General features: G+C 64.0%; 19 protein-coding genes and 2 rRNA genes. 9 read left to right on the top strand and 12 right to left on the bottom strand.

Translation table 11 applies throughout. The features are described 5' to 3' along the window. The 5 genes from CMN27_RS00630 to CMN27_RS00610 all read left to right on the top strand — a co-directional run. Window positions 1-386 (top strand): 23S ribosomal RNA (locus tag CMN27_RS00630); the annotation flags it as partial. Window positions 387-456: 70 nt separating this feature from the next. Next, window positions 457-572 (top strand): 5S ribosomal RNA (gene rrf, locus CMN27_RS00625). 358 nt (window positions 573-930) lie between these two features. Beyond that, the gene (locus CMN27_RS00620; protein WP_293623459.1) at window positions 931-3,042 is read left to right on the top strand and encodes an FUSC family protein; all 2,112 of its coding nucleotides are present in this window, start codon (window positions 931-933) and stop codon (window positions 3,040-3,042) included. Beyond that, window positions 3,032-3,235 carry a DUF1656 domain-containing protein gene (locus CMN27_RS00615; protein ID WP_366515372.1) on the top strand — a complete coding sequence of 68 codons (204 nt, stop codon included), beginning with the start codon at window positions 3,032-3,034 and terminating at the stop codon, window positions 3,233-3,235. The genes CMN27_RS00620 and CMN27_RS00615 overlap by 11 nt, the downstream gene beginning before the upstream one ends. A gap of 50 nt (window positions 3,236-3,285) precedes the next feature. Further along, on the top strand, window positions 3,286-4,299 hold the full coding sequence (locus tag CMN27_RS00610) for an HlyD family secretion protein (RefSeq protein WP_293623457.1): 1,014 nt from the start codon (window positions 3,286-3,288) through the stop codon (window positions 4,297-4,299). Here the strand turns inward: CMN27_RS00610 and CMN27_RS00605 are convergent. The 7 genes from CMN27_RS00605 to CMN27_RS00575 all read right to left on the bottom strand — a co-directional run bounded on the left by CMN27_RS00605 (window position 4,296) and on the right by CMN27_RS00575 (window position 9,033). Beyond that, window positions 4,296-5,549 (bottom strand): MFS transporter, encoded by a 1,254-nt coding sequence (locus CMN27_RS00605; RefSeq protein ID WP_293623456.1) that lies wholly within the window; start codon window positions 5,547-5,549, stop codon window positions 4,296-4,298. The genes CMN27_RS00610 and CMN27_RS00605 overlap by 4 nt on opposite strands. Before the next feature lie 37 nt (window positions 5,550-5,586). Then, entirely contained in the window at window positions 5,587-6,081 is a 495-nt protein-coding gene (gene greB, locus CMN27_RS00600; protein ID WP_293623455.1) for a transcription elongation factor GreB, read from the bottom strand. 62 nt (window positions 6,082-6,143) lie between these two features. Further along, window positions 6,144-7,022, bottom strand: a complete 879-nt coding sequence (locus CMN27_RS00595; protein ID WP_293623454.1) for an NAD(P)-dependent oxidoreductase — start codon at window positions 7,020-7,022, stop codon at window positions 6,144-6,146. 23 nt (window positions 7,023-7,045) lie between these two features. After that, entirely contained in the window at window positions 7,046-7,864 is an 819-nt protein-coding gene (locus CMN27_RS00590; RefSeq protein ID WP_293623453.1) for an SDR family NAD(P)-dependent oxidoreductase, read from the bottom strand. 38 nt (window positions 7,865-7,902) lie between these two features. Next, window positions 7,903-8,376, bottom strand: coding sequence for a TspO/MBR family protein (locus CMN27_RS00585; protein ID WP_293623452.1), 474 nt, complete (start codon window positions 8,374-8,376; stop codon window positions 7,903-7,905). Further along, complete coding sequence (locus CMN27_RS00580) at window positions 8,369-8,650, bottom strand: hypothetical protein (RefSeq protein ID WP_293623451.1); 282 nt, start codon at window positions 8,648-8,650, stop codon at window positions 8,369-8,371. Before CMN27_RS00580 ends, CMN27_RS00585 begins: the two co-directional genes overlap by 8 nt. Then, complete coding sequence (locus CMN27_RS00575; RefSeq protein WP_293623450.1) at window positions 8,650-9,033, bottom strand: CbiX/SirB N-terminal domain-containing protein; 384 nt, start codon at window positions 9,031-9,033, stop codon at window positions 8,650-8,652. The genes CMN27_RS00580 and CMN27_RS00575 overlap by 1 nt, the downstream gene beginning before the upstream one ends. Before the next feature lie 99 nt (window positions 9,034-9,132). Here CMN27_RS00575 and sufT point away from each other — a divergent pair, with 99 nt between their 5' ends. Then, window positions 9,133-9,684, top strand: coding sequence for a putative Fe-S cluster assembly protein SufT (gene sufT / locus CMN27_RS00570; RefSeq protein ID WP_293623449.1), 552 nt, complete (start codon window positions 9,133-9,135; stop codon window positions 9,682-9,684). Between the two features lie 36 nt (window positions 9,685-9,720). Here the strand turns inward: sufT and CMN27_RS00565 are convergent, their stop codons facing one another. Genes CMN27_RS00565 through CMN27_RS00555 form a run of 3 tightly spaced genes read right to left on the bottom strand, consistent with a single transcriptional unit; the run spans window position 9,721 to window position 11,778 of the window. Continuing rightward, complete coding sequence (locus tag CMN27_RS00565) at window positions 9,721-9,867, bottom strand: DUF3096 domain-containing protein (protein ID WP_293623448.1); 147 nt, start codon at window positions 9,865-9,867, stop codon at window positions 9,721-9,723. A gap of 58 nt (window positions 9,868-9,925) precedes the next feature. After that, a complete protein-coding gene (locus CMN27_RS00560) occupies window positions 9,926-10,615 on the bottom strand; it encodes a hypothetical protein (RefSeq protein WP_293623447.1) in 690 nt (229 codons plus the stop codon). Beyond that, window positions 10,612-11,778, bottom strand: coding sequence for an SMP-30/gluconolactonase/LRE family protein (locus CMN27_RS00555; protein WP_293623446.1), 1,167 nt, complete (start codon window positions 11,776-11,778; stop codon window positions 10,612-10,614). Before CMN27_RS00555 ends, CMN27_RS00560 begins: the two co-directional genes overlap by 4 nt. 92 nt (window positions 11,779-11,870) lie before the next feature. On the opposite strand from CMN27_RS00555, the gene CMN27_RS00550 reads away from it, so the two are divergent. Then, window positions 11,871-12,347 carry a DUF4112 domain-containing protein gene (locus CMN27_RS00550; protein WP_293623445.1) on the top strand — a complete coding sequence of 159 codons (477 nt, stop codon included), beginning with the start codon at window positions 11,871-11,873 and terminating at the stop codon, window positions 12,345-12,347. A gap of 5 nt (window positions 12,348-12,352) precedes the next feature. Continuing rightward, entirely contained in the window at window positions 12,353-12,814 is a 462-nt protein-coding gene (locus CMN27_RS00545) for a peroxiredoxin (RefSeq protein WP_293623444.1), read from the top strand. A 25-nt stretch (window positions 12,815-12,839) separates the two neighbouring features. On the opposite strand, the gene CMN27_RS00540 is transcribed toward CMN27_RS00545, so the two are convergent. After that, complete coding sequence (locus CMN27_RS00540; protein WP_293623443.1) at window positions 12,840-13,211, bottom strand: DUF423 domain-containing protein; 372 nt, start codon at window positions 13,209-13,211, stop codon at window positions 12,840-12,842. Then, the gene (locus CMN27_RS00535; protein ID WP_293623442.1) at window positions 13,208-14,044 is read right to left on the bottom strand and encodes a PhzF family phenazine biosynthesis protein; all 837 of its coding nucleotides are present in this window, start codon (window positions 14,042-14,044) and stop codon (window positions 13,208-13,210) included. The genes CMN27_RS00540 and CMN27_RS00535 overlap by 4 nt, the downstream gene beginning before the upstream one ends. Before the next feature lie 75 nt (window positions 14,045-14,119). Between CMN27_RS00535 and ppk1 the strand changes: the two genes are divergently transcribed. Continuing rightward, complete coding sequence (gene ppk1, locus CMN27_RS00530) at window positions 14,120-16,207, top strand: polyphosphate kinase 1 (protein WP_293623441.1); 2,088 nt, start codon at window positions 14,120-14,122, stop codon at window positions 16,205-16,207. Window positions 16,208-16,215 lie beyond the last annotated feature (8 nt).

Genomic DNA, 16,215 nt, shown 5'->3' with positions numbered 1-16,215 from the left:
TCCTGGGGCTGAAGCAGGTCCCAAGGGTATGGCTGTTCGCCATTTAAAGTGGTACGCGAGCTGGGTTTAGAACGTCGTGAGACAGTTCGGTCCCTATCTGCCGTAGGCGTTCGAGATTTGAGAGGATCTGTCCTTAGTACGAGAGGACCGGGATGGACGCACCTCTGGTGTTCCGGTTGTCACGCCAGTGGCATTGCCGGGTAGCTACGTGCGGAAGGGATAAGCGCTGAAAGCATCTAAGCGCGAAGCCCACCTCAAGATGAGATCTCGCTAGCCCCTTGAGGGCTCTTAAGGGTCGTCCAAGACGAGGACGTTGATAGGCCAGATGTGTAAGCACGGCAACGTGTTCAGCTTACTGGTACTAATTGCCCGTGAGGCTTGGTCATATAACGCTCAAGCGCTTTTACGTGCCTATACATAGCAGTGTTCGATTGCATATAGATTGTTTCCAGTTTGCCTGGCGGCCATAGCGAGTAGGAACCACCCGATCCCATTCCGAACTCGGAAGTGAAACTACTCAGCGCCGATGGTAGTGCGGGGTCTCCCCGTGCGAGAGTAGGTCACCGCCAGGCTCTTAATAGAAAGCCCCGAGCATCAGCTCGGGGCTTTTTTTATGTCCGTTGTTTGCGCGTCGTTCGAGTAGGCGGTTTCGAACTGTCCAACGCGCGAGTCGTGCCCGGCCTTTCAGGCTCAGAGTTTGTGTCGCATACGTCGTCTGCCCAAAAGCGCATGCGATGCGGATTTCGGCAGCCTCAAAATCTACGCGCCGGCATGTGGTGGTTTTGCCGGGGCGGCTTGTGGCGGTGTCGCGACGACGACAATCGGCCGGCGGCATCACGACTCCCCCAGCGAGCGAATCGCCAAGGTCGACCCGCACAGGACAAGCTCGCAGCGCTATGGCTGTGGCCAATATGGTTGTACAATACATAGATGAATCGACTGGCCTGGCTACTGGCGCCGAGCGCCGAAAACCTGTCGTTCGCGATTCGTTGCTGTATATCCGTTGCGTTGGTGCTCTATCTCGCGTTCTGGCTGCAGCTCGATAACGCCTACTGGGCGTTCATCAACGTCGCGATCCTCATCCAGCCGCTGCCGGGCTTTCTGGTGGTGCGGGCGTTTTCGCGCCTGCTCGGGACGTTTGTTGCCGGCATCGTATCGATCACCCTGATCGCGCTTTTCGCTCAGAGCTACACCTTGTTCTGCACCAGCCTGGTCCTCTGGGTCGGGTTGATGGTCTTCTGTGCGAGCCTGTTTCGAAACAATATGTCCTACGGCTTCGTGCTGGCGGGCTATGTCACGATGATCGTGGGCGTCCGGGCGATGTCAGACCCGTCGACGGTATTCTCGGTGGCGGTGGCGCGTACGGCCGAAACCGCGCTTGCGGCCGTGGTCGCCGCTTTCGTAAGCGTGTTGCTCGCGCCTGGTATCACGGCACGTAAATACCGAGCCGCGCGGATCGATGCGCTCAAGGCCATGGGTGCTCAGTTTCGCCGGATTGATCGCAACCCTGAGGCGAGCGATGCCCAGCATGGTGACCCCGGCGATCCCAACACACCGCACCCGGAACTCCACGAACTGGTCAACAAGACGCTGGCGCTGGAACAGACCCGCCAATACGCGCGCTATGACGAGCCCGCCTTTGCCGAGTACGACCGCCTGGCGCGCCGGCTCGACTACGAGCTGTTGTCGCTGGTCAGCGCGATGGCTTCGCTGCAGGTCTACCTGGGCAAGTTCGGGGATCGTATCGACCGAACGCCATTACAACGCCTCGACGAGGCCGCGGCGCTGCTCGAAAAGGATCCGAACGACACCTCGTCGATCAAGCTGGCCTTCAGCAAGGCATATAACGCGGTCCTAATGAATGCGCGCGCCGACCGACAGAACGATCGCAAACGCTCGCTGGTCGACTGGGTGATCATCACACGGGCGCTGGATCTCGCGAACCGCATGCGCGCGGCCGTCATCAAGCATGGCCTGCTGCTGGCGGAAAAGAAGAGCGCGCGTAACACGCCGCGACGCACCGAGTTCGCGACCACGGTGTCGCTGCGCGAATCGTTGCGCACCACAGCGCGCGCAGCCACCGCGATCGCGGTGGGGGCCGCCATCTGGGCAACCCACGACGAACCGGCGCTAAGCGGCATGATGGTGCTGCTGGCCGTGCTCACCACCCTGTTCGCTCTCGGCGACGACCCGGCGGGCGGTGCCAAGGGCTTCGGAATCGGCGGGCTATGTGCCGGGGTGGCCGCATTCATCGCGAATTTCGCCTTGCTGCCCGCGGTCAACGGTTTCGTGATGCTGATGGTCGTGCTGATGCCTTTCGTGTTCGTGGCCAGCCTGGCCATGGCCACGCCGCAATGGGCACTGATCGGACGTATCAGCCTGGTGCAGTTTGCGCTGTTGGTGAATCCGGCCAACGGCGCGCGACAGGATTTCGTGAGTTTTGCCGAGGCATTCATGGGCGCCGAACTGGCCGTGGTTCTCGCGCTGGCGGCATTCGCGATCATCCTGCCGGTCACGCCGCGCGATCTGTTGCGTGAGCGCCTGGCCGGCATGTTCGGTGAGCTGGCGAAAGGGTTCACCGGCTCGCGAGAACGTTTTGAAACACGCGTATACGACCGCCTGCTGCGACTACCGGTAGCCGCCGACCAGGGCCGCACCCATGTCAGCGCCCGCCAGGCGGCATTCTCGGCGGTCAATATGGGCATCGAGGCCCGCTCGCTGCGCGTATTGACCACGCGCGCCGAGTTCGATCCGGAGATTCAACAGGCCGTGCACGACGAACTGGCCGAACTCGAGCGCATGTTCGCCCACGGCTACCCGCCGGTGAAGGATGTCTTTGCCATGCAGACGCGAACCAACGCGCTGGCTCGGCAGATGCTCACCCAGGCGCTGTCGTTCACCCCGCGGCTTCGACTACGTCACGGCGTGCGTGCCGCAGTGGCCGCAGAGCTGGTCGCCGCCGCGCTGGCCGACTATGGCCTGGCGCGCGAGAATGCCGATGGCACAGCCATTCGCCTGGGGGAGGCCGACCGTGTTGTCTGAACAGATTGCGTTCGGTGGCATTTACCTGCCGCTGTTTCTGGCGTTTCTCGCTGCGACCGGCCTGATCTATCTACTGATTCAACCGCTGCTGCTGCGCAGTCGCGCACACCGGCTCTTCTGGCATCCGGCCCTGGCCGGTGCGGCGTTTTTCATCATCCTGCTTGCCAGCCTCATGCTGGTGTTCGGGCCATGAAGACGAGTCGGCCGACACGGTATAACGACGTTTATCCAAGGTTGTCCTGAATGGCGAATTCGAAGCGAGTTTTAGCGGTCACGCTGCGCGTCATTGCTACGCTAACCGTGGTGGCGATCGCGGTGCTGCTGGGCTGGTTCGCCTGGCAGCACTATGTGTATGCCCCGTGGACGCGGGATGCGCGTGTACAGGCGAACGTGGTCAATATTGCACCGGAAGTCTCGGGCACCGTGGGTCGGGTTGCCGTGGCCGACGACAGCTATGTGCACAAGGGCGATCTGCTGTTCGCGATCGAGCCGGTACGTTTTGAAAACGCGGTCGCCGAAGCTAAGGCAGCACTGGCGCAGGCCAAGGCCCAGGAAAGCTTTGCCACGCGCAACGCGCGCCGGCTGGAACGCCTGCCGCGCGGCGGTATCTCCACCCAGGACCTGCAGCAGGCCGAATCGGAAGCGGCCTCCGCTTCTGCTTCCGTCAGTCAGGCCGAGGCCCGTCTTGCCCAGGCAAAACAGGATCTGGACTGGGCCACGGTGCGCTCGCCGGTCGACGGCTATGTTACCCATCTGCTGCTCGACGAAGGCGACTATGCCACCCAGGGCCAGTCGATGATGACGCTGGTCAACGCCGACACCTTTCGGGTGACCGCGTATTTCGAGGAAACCAAGCTCTCGCATATCGATATCGGCGATCCGGTGGATATCGATCTCATGGCCAGTCCCGAGCGGCTGCGCGGGCACGTGGCCAGCATCGGCCGCGGTATCGCCGTCGCCAACAACGCGCCCGGCGAGCGCAATCTGCCCAACGTCGATCCGGTATTTCAGTGGGTGCGGCTGGCCCAACGCGTGCCGGTGACCATCGCCTTCAATTCCCGGCCGGACATGCGCGTACTGACCGTCGGCCTGTCGGCCACCGTGCACGTACGCCCGGAGCAGGCAGATACGCAGCGCTCGACCTCGGCGAGCGACAACGGCGATAGGCCAGCGGCCGAGCCCAGGCTGGAAAAAGCCCGCGCCGAAGGGCTCGCCGAGCCCGTCGATACGCCGGTCAGGCGCGGCGCGGGCGGCTAGCCCGGCGCGCGGGTCGCCACATCGTTCAAGCGGTCCACGCGTCGCAGCGCGGGGAACAGCGCCATCCAGATGCCGACCACGGCGAGCGTGCCCACACCGCCGAGCACCACCGCGCCCACGGTGCCGAACAACGCCGCGGTGACGCCGGATTCGAATTCCCCGAGCTCATTGGAGGCGCCGATGAACAGCATGTTCACCGCGTTCACCCGACCCCGCATCGCATCCGGCGTGGCGAGCTGGATCAACGACGAGCGCACGAACACGCTGATCATGTCCGCCGCGCCCATCACCATCAGCGCAACGAACGAGAGCACGAAGCTCGTCGACACGCCGAACACGATCGTTGCTACACCGAAAACCGCGACGGCGGCGAACATGATCGCGCCGGCCCGTCGCTCGAGCGCGTTACGCCCCAGATAGATACCCATCGAAAACGCGCCGATCGCCACCGCGCTGCGCAGCAGGCCGAGTCCGGCCGGCCCCACGTGCAGAATTTCGTGCGCGTACACCGGTAGCAGGGCCGTTGCGCCGCCCAGCAGCACCGCAAACAGATCCAGCGAGATCGCCCCCAGAATGATCGGCCGGGTGCGCACATAGACAATGCCCGCAGTAAAACGCGCAAAGGCACTAGCCCGGCTGGTATCGGCACGAACCGGCAGCCGCCGCTGGATCGAGGCGATCGCGACTGCCGCGCTGGCAAACAGCGCCGCACACAGGCCATAGGCAAACGCCGGGCCGGCCAGATACACGCCGCCGCCCAGCGCCGGGCCGCCGATCACCGCCACCTGAAACGCCGACGAATTCCATGCGATCGCCTTGGGCAGGCGGCGTTCGCCCACCACCTGCGGCAGCAGCGACTGCATGCCCGGCCCGGCGAACGCGCGGGCCATGCCGAACAACACCAGAACGGCAAAAAAACCGACCGGCGATTCGGTACCGGACAGGGTCAGTACGAGGAACAATACGCCTGCCACCGCCTGAACCAGCCAGCTCGCGGTAAGAATCAATCGCCGCGGCAGTCGATCGGCGGCATCGCCGGCGGGCAGAACCAGCAGCGCCATGGGCAGAAACTGGGCCAGGCCCACCCACCCCAGGGTGAGCGGATCGCGGGTCATGGCATACAGCTGCCAGCCCACCACGACCGACTGAATCTGGGTGGCCAGCGTCGCGGTCACGCGGCCGAGCAGCAACAGCATGAAGGCGCGATCGCGCAATACGCTGTCGGCTTCCAGGGTAAAGAATCCGGTCATAATCGGTGCATCCTACACCGACGGCTGCCCGCGTGGTTCAGTCGGCGGGCGGGGCGTAGTGAATCGCCAGAATCTCGAGTTCACGCCGGCCCTGGGGTAGCGTGATATCCACGATATCGCCAAGACGCTTGCCGATCAGCGCACGGGCCACCGGCGAATTCAGGCTGATGGCACCCGTGGCGGCCTCGGTTTCGTCAGCCCCGACGATACGGTATCGATGGCGGCTGTCATCCTCGTCCACCACGTCGATCCAGGCGCCGAAGAACACCTTGTCCGGATCGTCCGGGGTGCTCTCGACCACGGTCAGCTCATCCAGGCGCTTGCCGAGATAGCGTACCCGCCGATCGATCTCGCGCAGCTCCTTCTTGCGATAGATGTACTCGGCGTTTTCCGAGCGATCACCCTCAGCGGCCGCTGCCGATAGTTCGCGGGTCACATGCGGGCGCTTTTCGCGCCAGAGATAATCCAGTTCGTCCGACAGTCGCTGCCAACCGGACCGGGTAATGTAATCGCGTTTTTTCGTAGCGGTCATGCCTCTATTTTACCCAAGGCAAACAGCGCAGAAGCTATGTGTTGTTTGCGAGGCGTGCCCGGTCAGTCGGTGCGATTGCCCATGGAGCCGGGCGGCGGCGGTACGTCGTCCGGCACGAAGAAATCGGGCCAGAGTTCCTTGCTCGGGTCGACGGCGTATTGGTCGAAGTCGTTGACGCCGTGTTCGTGCAGCAGCACGTCGTCCATGCAGAACCGGCCGGTGAAGTCGCGGCTGTTCTTGGTCAGGATGATGTGGGCGGCGTCGGCCATGATCTCGGGCTTGCGACAATGCGCCATCATCTCATCGCCGCCGATGAGGTTGATCGCGGCGGTGGCGATGCCGGTACGCGGCCACAGGGCGTTGAATGCGATGCCGTCTTCGGCAAATTCCTCGGCCATACCAAGCACGCACAGGCTCATGCCGTATTTGGCAATCGAGTAGGCCACATGCGGGCCGAACCATTTCGGCTTCATGTCCAGCGGCGGCGAGAGCATGAGCACATGGGGGTTGTTGCCTTTCTTCTGCGATTCCTTCAGATAGGGAATGCATTTCTGGCTGACCAGATAGGTGCCGCGGGCATTGATCTGGTTCATCAGATCGTAGCGCTTCATCGGCGTCTCTTCGGTGCCGGTCAGCGAGATCGCGCTGGCGTTGTTCACGCAGATATCGATCCCGCCGAACTGGTCGGCGGTCTTTTTCACCGCGGCCTCAACCTGATCCTCGTCGCGGATATCGCAGACGATCGGCAGTGCCTTGCCGCCCGCAGCCTCGATTTGTTCGGCCGCGGTATGGATCGTGCCCGGCAGCTTCGGATGCGGGGTATCGGTCTTGGCCGCAATGGCCACGTTGGCCCCGTCGGCGGCCGCGCGCACGGCGATCGCCAGACCGATGCCCCGCGAGGCGCCGGAAATGAACAGGGTCTTGTCCTTCAGATCGGCCATGTGATGGCTCCTTTAGACGGCTTTTAGCGTGCGTTGTCGCTCTTGGGCAGCGCCAGGCGCATGACGCGGTCGATCATCCACGGCGTGAGCGAACCGGGCGACAGCCGCGACAGGCGCATGAGCATGCGATACGACAGGCCGGGCACCACCTGCGAGTGCTTGCCCAGCCCTTTCAGCGCGGCCTTGACCACGTCCTGAGCGCTCATGATCGTCGCCCGCATGGGCGCCGGCCAGTTGCTGGGGTCGACGTTGGCATGGTCGAAGAACTCGCTCTGGGTCAGGCCCGGGCAGAGGGATACGACGTCCACCCCGTCGCGGGCCAGCTCTTCGTGCAGGCCTTCGCCCAGAAAGCGGTTCCAGGCCTTGGTGGCGCTGTAGTTGGAGAACATCGGCGTGGGTACGATGCCGGCCACCGAGGCCAGCATGATGATGCCGCCGCGGCGATCGTCGCGCATTCGCCGGCCGAAGTGATGGGCCAGTACCAGCGGCGCGCGGCAGTTCAGCGCGAGCATCTGCAGCTCGGTGTCCAGATCGTGATCGAGGAATTCGCCGGTCATGCCCGAGCCGGCATTGTTGACCAGCAGGCCGACGTGGCGGGTGCCGAGTGCTTCGGTGATCGTGCTCAGAAAATCGTCGGCGCACAGGTCGGCCGCGATGGCCAACGAACGCACGCCGTATTCGGACTCCAGTTCCGCGCCCAGTGCTTCCAGGCGCTCGCGGCGGCGTGCGACCAGGGCCACGTTGATGCCCTTTGCGGCGATCTGGCGGGCGAACTCCGCGCCGATGCCGGCCGATGCGCCGGTAATCAGAGCCCAGGGGCCGTATTTGTCGACAAAGGCCATGAACAACTCCTAGGTGAATAAACCGACGCGATCAGGGGTTACAGACTGTTCCAGTTCAGCCACAGCAGGCCGGCATTGAGATAGACGGCATAGCTGACCCAGGCCAGATAAGGCACGAGCAGCACGCCGGCAAACCGGTCGATACGCCAGAACGCTGCCAGCGTGGCAGCCAGCACCAGCCAGAGCGCGACGATCACGAGCAACGCCCAGGCCAGGGCATGGGCACCGAAGGCCACCGGCATCCATAGCGCGTTGAGCAGCAGCTGGGCTGCGAACAGCGCCAACGCGCGGCCGATGCCGGCAGCACGCCAGATGCGCCACGCAGCCACCGCCATGGCGATATAGAGCAGCGTCCAGGCGATCGGGAAGGCGATATCGGGCGGCGTGCCGGCGGGCTGGTTGAGCTGTTCGTACCAGGCCCCGGGCGGAAACACCGCCCCGGTCAGCGAAACAAGCGCCACCGCGATGCCGCAGACCAGTGCAGCGCGGGTGGCATTGAACGACTCACGCATGAAAGACACCGCGTCGAGCCGGGACCCACCAGGTAAAGCCGAAGATCAGGGTGGCCATGATGGTCGTGCCCCAGCCCACCCTGCGTCCCTGAACCGCGATGAAGGCCAGCGGGAATTCCAGGATATGGATCAACAGCACGATCGCCCACAGCTGGGTGACCGGATGGGCAAAGCCGCCGATCACGTAGCAGTAGACGCCAAAGCAGTGCAGTACCAGCAGCAACAGGTTGAGCGCGAGCCAGAAGCGACGGCTGTCGGCGATACGCTCCATCATCAGGCGCTCGCCGCCGCGCTGTCGCCCAGCATGGTCAGCAGCAGCCGCGGCATGACTTCAGAGGTGCCCAGATACGGCGCGATCTCGATATGCACGTCGGGGTGGGCGGCCTGAACGCCCTCGACCTCTTCGGGGATGTCTTCGGCCACATGACGCCCGGCCGACAGGAAGTAGGGCAGCACGGTGATATGCGCGGCGCCGTCGGCGATCAGGCGCGCGAGCCCATCCGGAATGGAGGGCTCGGCCAGTTCCAGAAAGGCGCATTCGATAGCCGCGAAGCGTTCGTTGGACTCGGCACGCACGCGTTCGGTGAGCGCGCGCACTTCGTCATTAGAGGCCTGGCGGCGGCTGCCGTGGGCAACAACAAGCAGTGATTTCTTCATGGGGGCAATCGTATCAGAGCATGGCCGCTAAAGGCCTTCGGACAGTTAACAGCGCGGTTGGTAGACTATGTTGATATACATCAACGCAGGTATCGCGCCATGCAGATGCCCTCCAATGAACCCGTAACCTTCCAGCGTGACTGTGAGGCGGTGCTGATCCCGGCCGGCGACACGGTCGAAATTCCGGTGGGTACCCACGGCAATATCACCCAGGCGCTGGGCGGCTCGTTCACCGTCTATATCGCCGGCAATCTGATTCGTATTGCCGGGGAAAACGCCGACGCCATCGGCCAGGAGCCGCCGGAACCGCTACGCCTGCCCGAAGGCGCTGGCAACGACGATGTCGAAGCCATGGTCTGGGAACAGATGCGAACCGTGTTCGACCCGGAAATCCCCATCAACCTCGTCGATCTTGGCCTGGTCTATCAGTGCGATTTCGATCACAGCGATCCGCAGGCGCGGGTGGTCGATATCGATATGACCCTCACCGCGCCGGGCTGCGGCATGGGCGATATCCTCGTCGACGACGTGCGTAACAAGGTGAAGATGGTGCCCACCATCGCCCAGGTGCGCGTCGAACTCGTGTTCGACCCGCCGTGGACGATGGAAATGATGAGCGATGCCGCCAAGCTTCAGGTGGGCATGCTCTAGCGCCGGCGCGACCGCGACAGGTTATGCAGAGCTTTCCTAGAAGTTCACGATCCCCAGCACGCCGATCAGAATCAGGTAGCCGGCGACGATGTAGTTGAGCAGGCGCGGCACGACGAGAATGGCGATGCCCGCCGCGAGAGAAACGATCGGTACCAGGCTGGCGTCGGAAATGGTGATGGTCATCGGGATCCTGCGGTAATGGCTTTGCAGTGAGAATGCGTCAAGGCGCAGCCGGGCGCAATCAGCGGCGGGCCGCGCCGCGCCCGGTCAGGCGGTCGAGCTCGCGACGCTGAACGGTCACCACTTCGCGCGTCGCTGTTTCCAGGTCGCGGGTACTGCGCATGGCGGCAAAACCCTCTGCCAGCAGGCCATAGGTCTGGCCCATGCCCAAGGCCTTGGCGGGCGACCCGGCCAGCTTGAATGCCCAGTAGGCCGCGCGGTTGTCGGCAAAGCCGCCGAGCAGGTCCACCAGTTCGCGCACCCAGCCGATCTGTTGTTCGCGCACGTCGAACTGACCGACCTCGCGAAAGGCTCGCACGTAGCCGGTCGGCGTGATCGCTCGACCCGGCGCCCGGGCCTCGAGCGCTTCGGCCATCTCGGCGTCGAGGTGGTCGGCGGTGTGCTGCAGGCGTACGGCGATCACCAGCGGCCGGGCGTCATCGATGATGCGCCCGATACGCGAGGCGATCTTGGCCGGGTCGGTGGTGAGCTCGGACCAGTCAGCCTCGAGATAGAAGCTGCGGGTCAGAAAGTGCAGCAGCTGTTCGCCCTCATAGCGTTCGGCCAGTGGCCGGTGCAGCGCGGCCGCGCGTTCGGACTGCCATTGGCGTAGCGCCTCGAGGCGGGCGTCGAAGGCCGGATCGCTGCGCTGGGCGAGCCGTTCCCGGGCCTCGCGCAAGTCGATCAGTGCCTTTTCCAGACTCGAACTCATGGCGTGGTTTCGGGGGTCGGTCGCGGCATCCGAGCGAAAGCATCGGCGCTCAGGCTACCCAGGTAAAGTGTATTGCCCTGTTCTTCGACGCTGGTGATCGGGGCAAAGGCGCCTTCACGGTCGTCACGTAGATCGGTCACCACGGTGCCATTGGGCTTGATGCCCATCACCCCGGCGATATGCGCGGGCTCCGGCTGCAGCGCACGGGGCAGATGGAAGATGATGCGTCGTAGCCAGGGCTTGTCGGCGGTGAAGTCCAGCAGGCGGTTGCGCGGGGCGAATAGCGCCACCCAGAAGGTATCGCTGTCCAGGCCATGGGAAACGCCGTCGGGAAAGCCGGGCAGCCGGTCGATGAAGATATCGCTCTGGCCAGCCTTGTCACCGCTCAGCCAGTAACGCAGCACGCGATAGCTGCCGGTTTCGGTGACCAGCACGTAGGCATCGTCGGCGCTTACGGCCACGCCGTTGGCGAACTGAAGCCCGCCCAGCAGCACAGTCACCGTGCCGGTGGCCGGGTCGTATTCCATCAGACGGCCGTGGCCGCCGTGCTCAAGGATATCGCTGCGATAGGCGTGGCGGTCGTATTTGCTCGAGGCATCGGTGAAGTAGATCGTGCCGTCGCGCCCTACATCGACATCATCGGTGAACTTGAAAGGGCGGCCTTCGGCGCCGCTGGCCAGGATCGTGATATCGCCGGCGGGGTTGATCGCGAGCAGCCCCTTGTCGGCATCGGCCACGACCAGCGTCTGCGGCGGCTGCTGTTCGGCCGGCTGCGCCTGTGCTGTCGTAGCGGTGGGTTCTTTCTTTGGCTCGTCATCGGCGGGCGCTACGGGCTTGTCGCTGAAGGCCAGCCCGAGCGGCCGGCCGTTGGTGGTGGCGAATACCTCGCCGTTGCCCCCGTCCGGGTCGAACCGGCGGATCGTGCCGTCCTCGTAACCGGCATACAGCCGCCCCTGGTTGTCGACGGCAACATCTTCCGGGCCGACGGCGGTGCCTTCGCCCAGGCGTTCGGCCTGGGCCAGTGGCGCACTTCGCACCGGTGCGGCGCCGGTGGTCGCCGGTGCCACCGTCCAGGGCTGAGGCATGAAATCGCTTGGCCAGAACAAGGCGTAGCCAACGAAGGCGACCAGCGCGATCAGGATCAGGGTGAACAGGTTCTTCATGTCATTCCTTGGCCCGAAAACGGCGTCGGACGTCTAAGCTCATGGGAATCGGCATACAATGATCGCAAATATCCGGCCCGCATTATCCATATATGAACGATGCCGTCTCGCCCACACTGCTTGCCAAACGCCGTGCCAGTCTCAGTCGGATCGAGAAGGTGGCCTGGTGGCTCGACGATGCGTTCGAGCTGCCGATCATTCGCAAGCGCGTCGGTCTGGACGGTCTTTTCGGCATCGTGCCCTTCGCCGGCGATCTGGTCGGTACCGGTCTATCGAGCCTGATCGTGGTGGAGGCCCTGCGCCTGGGTGCACCCAAACGCGTATGGATGCGCATGGGTGCGAACGTGGGCGTGGATTTCGTGGTGGGGCTGGTGCCGCTGGTCGGCGACCTGTTCGACTTCGCCTGGAAGGCCAATCGACGCAACGAGCGTGTACTGCGGCGCTGGCTGGAGCAGGAAACCGCAGAACAGAAGAAGAAATCCCGCTGGGGCGGCATGGTCGGGATCAGTCTCGGTCTGGCCGGCGCCTCGATCGTCACCGTCGTGCTCTGGCGCGCACTGTTCGGATAATTGCCATGGCCCATAAAGTGGATACGGGGGATCGCGCCCCCATCATTCAGCGCAGCGCTCACGATGGCCGCGCGATCGATACCGAGGCGCTGATCGGTCAGCGTCCGCTGGTGGTCTATTTCTACCCGCGCGACGACACGCCGGTGTGCACCCGGCAGGCCTGCAGCTTTCGCGACCGGCTCGAGGCATTCAACGCCCTCGATGCCGAGGTTATCGGAATCAGCGCGGACGACGATGCCAGCCATCGCGCCTTCGCCGAGAAGCATGGCCTCGAGTTCGCCCTGGTTTCCGATCACGACGGTGGCCTGTCGAAGGCCTTCGACGTGGGCCGGGCGCTGGGCGTGCTCGGCAACCGGGTGACGTTCGTGATCGATCGCCAGGGCATCGTACGCCTGCGCTATCAGGCCCAGCTGGCCGCCGGCCGGCATGTCGACAAGGCCCTGGGGACCCTGCGAGAGCTGGCTTAGCCGGCCTGGCAGGCGTTGCGGCGACCTAGGTTCGCACGATCGACCACAGCAGCGCCGCCCAGCCCACGATCAGCAGCACGCCGCCGATCGGCGTGATCGCGCCCAGCCAGCGAATACCGGAAAAGGCCAGCACGTACAGGCTGCCGGAGAAAATGAGCGTGCCGAGCGCGAAGCAGACCGTGGCCGTGGTCACGCTCGCGCCGGCCATGCCCTGGCGTGCCAGCACGCCGACCGCCAGCAACGCCAGCGCGTGGTAGAACTGATACTGGACTGCGGTATGCCAGATCGCCTGCATGTCGGCCGAGAGCTTTGCGGCCAGGGCATGTGCGCCGAAGGCGCCCAGCAGTACGCCGATCAGGCCATAAAGACTGCCGGCAGCGAGTGCGAATTGGGTCATGTTTTACGGCCTTGGAAGGGGATGAAAATCTGGCTTTCGGCATAGCGTACGGCCTGGCCACCCAGGTGCACGCGATCGCCGTCGAGGCGGCATCGTACGCTGCCGCCGCGCTGCGAGATCTGACGGCCGGCAAGTTCCTGCCGGCCCAGGCGTTCGCCCCAGTAGGGCGCAAGCGTGCAATGTGCCGAGCCGGTGACCGGATCTTCGTCGATCCCGTGGGCCGGGGCGAAATAGCGCGACACGAAGTCGTGTATGCCGTCGTCGGCGGGGGCGGTGGCGATTACGCCGCGGTTATCCTGTCGATTGCAGGCGGCCAGTGCCCGCATATCAGGCGCGAGCGCGGCAACCGCGGCCGCACTGTCGTATACGGCCAGATGGTTGGCGCCGGCATGCCATTCCAGGCTCGTCGCGCCCATGGCCTGCTCGACCTCGACGGGCGCCTTGGCGAGCCGTTCGGCCGGGCGGCTGGGAAAGTCCAGCCACAGCATGCCGTCTTTTTCGCTTACGCCGAGTTCGCCGGCCTGGCGGGTCTGAAACCGCAGCGGCGCGCTGAATCCGTTGCAGCAGTGCAGCAGGGCATAGGCGGTGGCCAGCGTGGCATGGCCGCATAGCTCGACTTCGCAGGTCGGGGTGAACCAGCGCAGGGCATGGGCGGGCCTGCCCGGCACCACGAACGCGGTTTCGGCCAGATTATGCTCGGCGGCGATAGCCTGGAGCGTCGTATCATCGAGCCATTCATCGAGCACCACCACCGAGGCCGGGTTGCCCTCGAACACACGGTGGGTGAACGCATCGATATGGTAGGCCGTGAGTTGCAGCAACGTGTCTGTCATGGAACTGTCATCTACTGTTGTTATCCGTTAAGCCCATTTTTTCAGCCGGCGCCGAGCGCTGCGAGTCGATTACGCATGAATGCAAATGTAAAGGACGGCGCAGAGCGCACGCTCGATGCCCCCGATCTGTTTATCAACCGTGAACTGTCGCTGCTCGAATTCAACGATCGGGTGCTCGAACAGGCACGGGATACGCGCGTGCCGCTGCTCGAACGGCTGAAATTCCTGTGTATTTCCTCGACCAATCTGGACGAGTTCTTCGAAGTGCGGGTGGCCGGGCTCAAGCAGAAGGCCGAACTGGTCAACTCGCCGATCGAGGCCGACAACCGCACCCCCAGTGAAGCGCTGCGTGCCATCAGTACCCGCGCGCATGAACTGGTGGCCAAACAATACAGCACCCTCAATAACGAGTTGATTCCGGCCCTGCAGGAAGAGGGCATCCGCTTTCTTCGGCGCTCGGAATGGAATCAGAAACAGCGCGCATGGCTGGCCGAGTTCTTCGAGGAGGAGCTGTTGCCGGTGATCAGTCCGCTGGGGCTCGACCCGGCCCATCCGTTTCCGCGGATTCTCAACAAGTCGTTGAATTTCATTGTATCGCTCGATGGCACCGACGCCTTCGGACGCAAGATCGACTATGCCGTGGTGCAGGCCCCGCGGGCGCTGCCGCGCGTGATCCAGCTGCCGGTCGAAGCCGACAGCGGCGAGCACGATTTCGTATTCCTGTCGTCGATCATCCATCAGCATGTGGGCGATCTGTTTCCGAGCATGGGTACGCGCGGCTGCTACCAGTTCCGTGTAACCCGTAATTCCGACCTGTTTGTCGACGAGGAAGAAGTCGACGATCTGCTGCGCGCGGTCGAGGGCGAGCTGCCGTCACGCCGTTATGGCGACTGTGTACGCCTGGAGGTGGCCCACAACTGCCCGGAATCGCTGTGCAAGTATCTGCTCGACCGGTTCCTGCTCTCCAAGGACGACCTGTTTCAGGTCGACGGGCCGGTGAACGTCAATCGCTTGATGTCCCTGCTGGACACGGTCGATCGCCCGGACCTCAAATACCCGGCGTTCTCGCCGCGCCTGCCCAGCGAACTCGGGCCCAGCGGCGATCTGTTCGCCGAAATCCGGGCCTCGGACGTGCTGCTGCATCACCCCTTCGATTCGTTTCTGCCGGTGATCGATTTCGTGCGCCGGGCCGCCTCCGACTCGCGCGTGCTGGCGATCAAGCAGACGTTGTATCGCACCGGGCCCGATTCCGCCGTGGTGGATGCGTTGGTGGAAGCCGCGCGTGCCGGCAAGGAAGTCACCGTGGTGGTCGAATTGCGCGCGCGCTTCGACGAGGCCGACAACATCGAGCTGGCGAACCGTCTGCAGGCGGCGGGCGCGCACGTGGTCTACGGCGTGGTCGGCTACAAGACCCACGCCAAGATGACGCTGATCGTGCGTCGCGAAACCGACGGCCTGCACAACTACGTGCACCTGGGCACCGGTAATTACCATCCCAAGACGGCGCGGCTGTATACCGACTACGGTCTGTTCTCCTGCGACGATGCCCTGGGCAACGACGTGCACGAAATGTTTCTGCAGCTCACCAGTCTCGGCAAGGTGTCGGGCCTGGAGCGCCTGCTGGACGCGCCGTTTCGACTGCACAGCGCGATTATCGAAAAGATCGATCGCGAGGCAGAGAACGCCCGCGCCGGCAAGCCCGCGCATATCATCGCCAAGATGAATTCGCTGGTGGAGCCGCAGGCCATTCGTGCCCTGTATGCCGCATCACAGGCGGGGGTGAAGATCGAGCTGATCGTGCGTGGTATCTGTTGCCTGCGCCCGGGGGTGGAAGGCGTATCCGACAATATCGAGGTGCGTTCCATCGTCGGGCGCTTCCTCGAGCACACGCGGGTCTTCTTTTTCGCCAACGACGACACGCCGGAGCTGTATCTGGCCAGCGCCGACTGGATGGATCGCAATTTCTTCCGCCGCGTGGAGACCTGCTTTCCCGTGACCAGCCCGGCGTTATATGATCGGGTTCAGCGCGAACTCGCGCTCTACCTCGCCGACAACAGTCAGGCCTGGCTGCTTGGCAACGACGGGCGCTATACGCGCGCCGAGCCCGTTGGCGACGAGCCGCCGCTGGCTGCCCAGAAGCGGCTGATGGAGGGCCCGGGCTGATCGCGGTG

The organism is Salinisphaera sp., from assembly GCF_002729955.1.
Taxonomy (GTDB): domain Bacteria; phylum Pseudomonadota; class Gammaproteobacteria; order Nevskiales; family Salinisphaeraceae; genus Salinisphaera.
The sequence above is the reverse complement of the archived record's forward strand: the minus strand, read 5'-3'. Positions and strand labels throughout refer to the sequence as shown.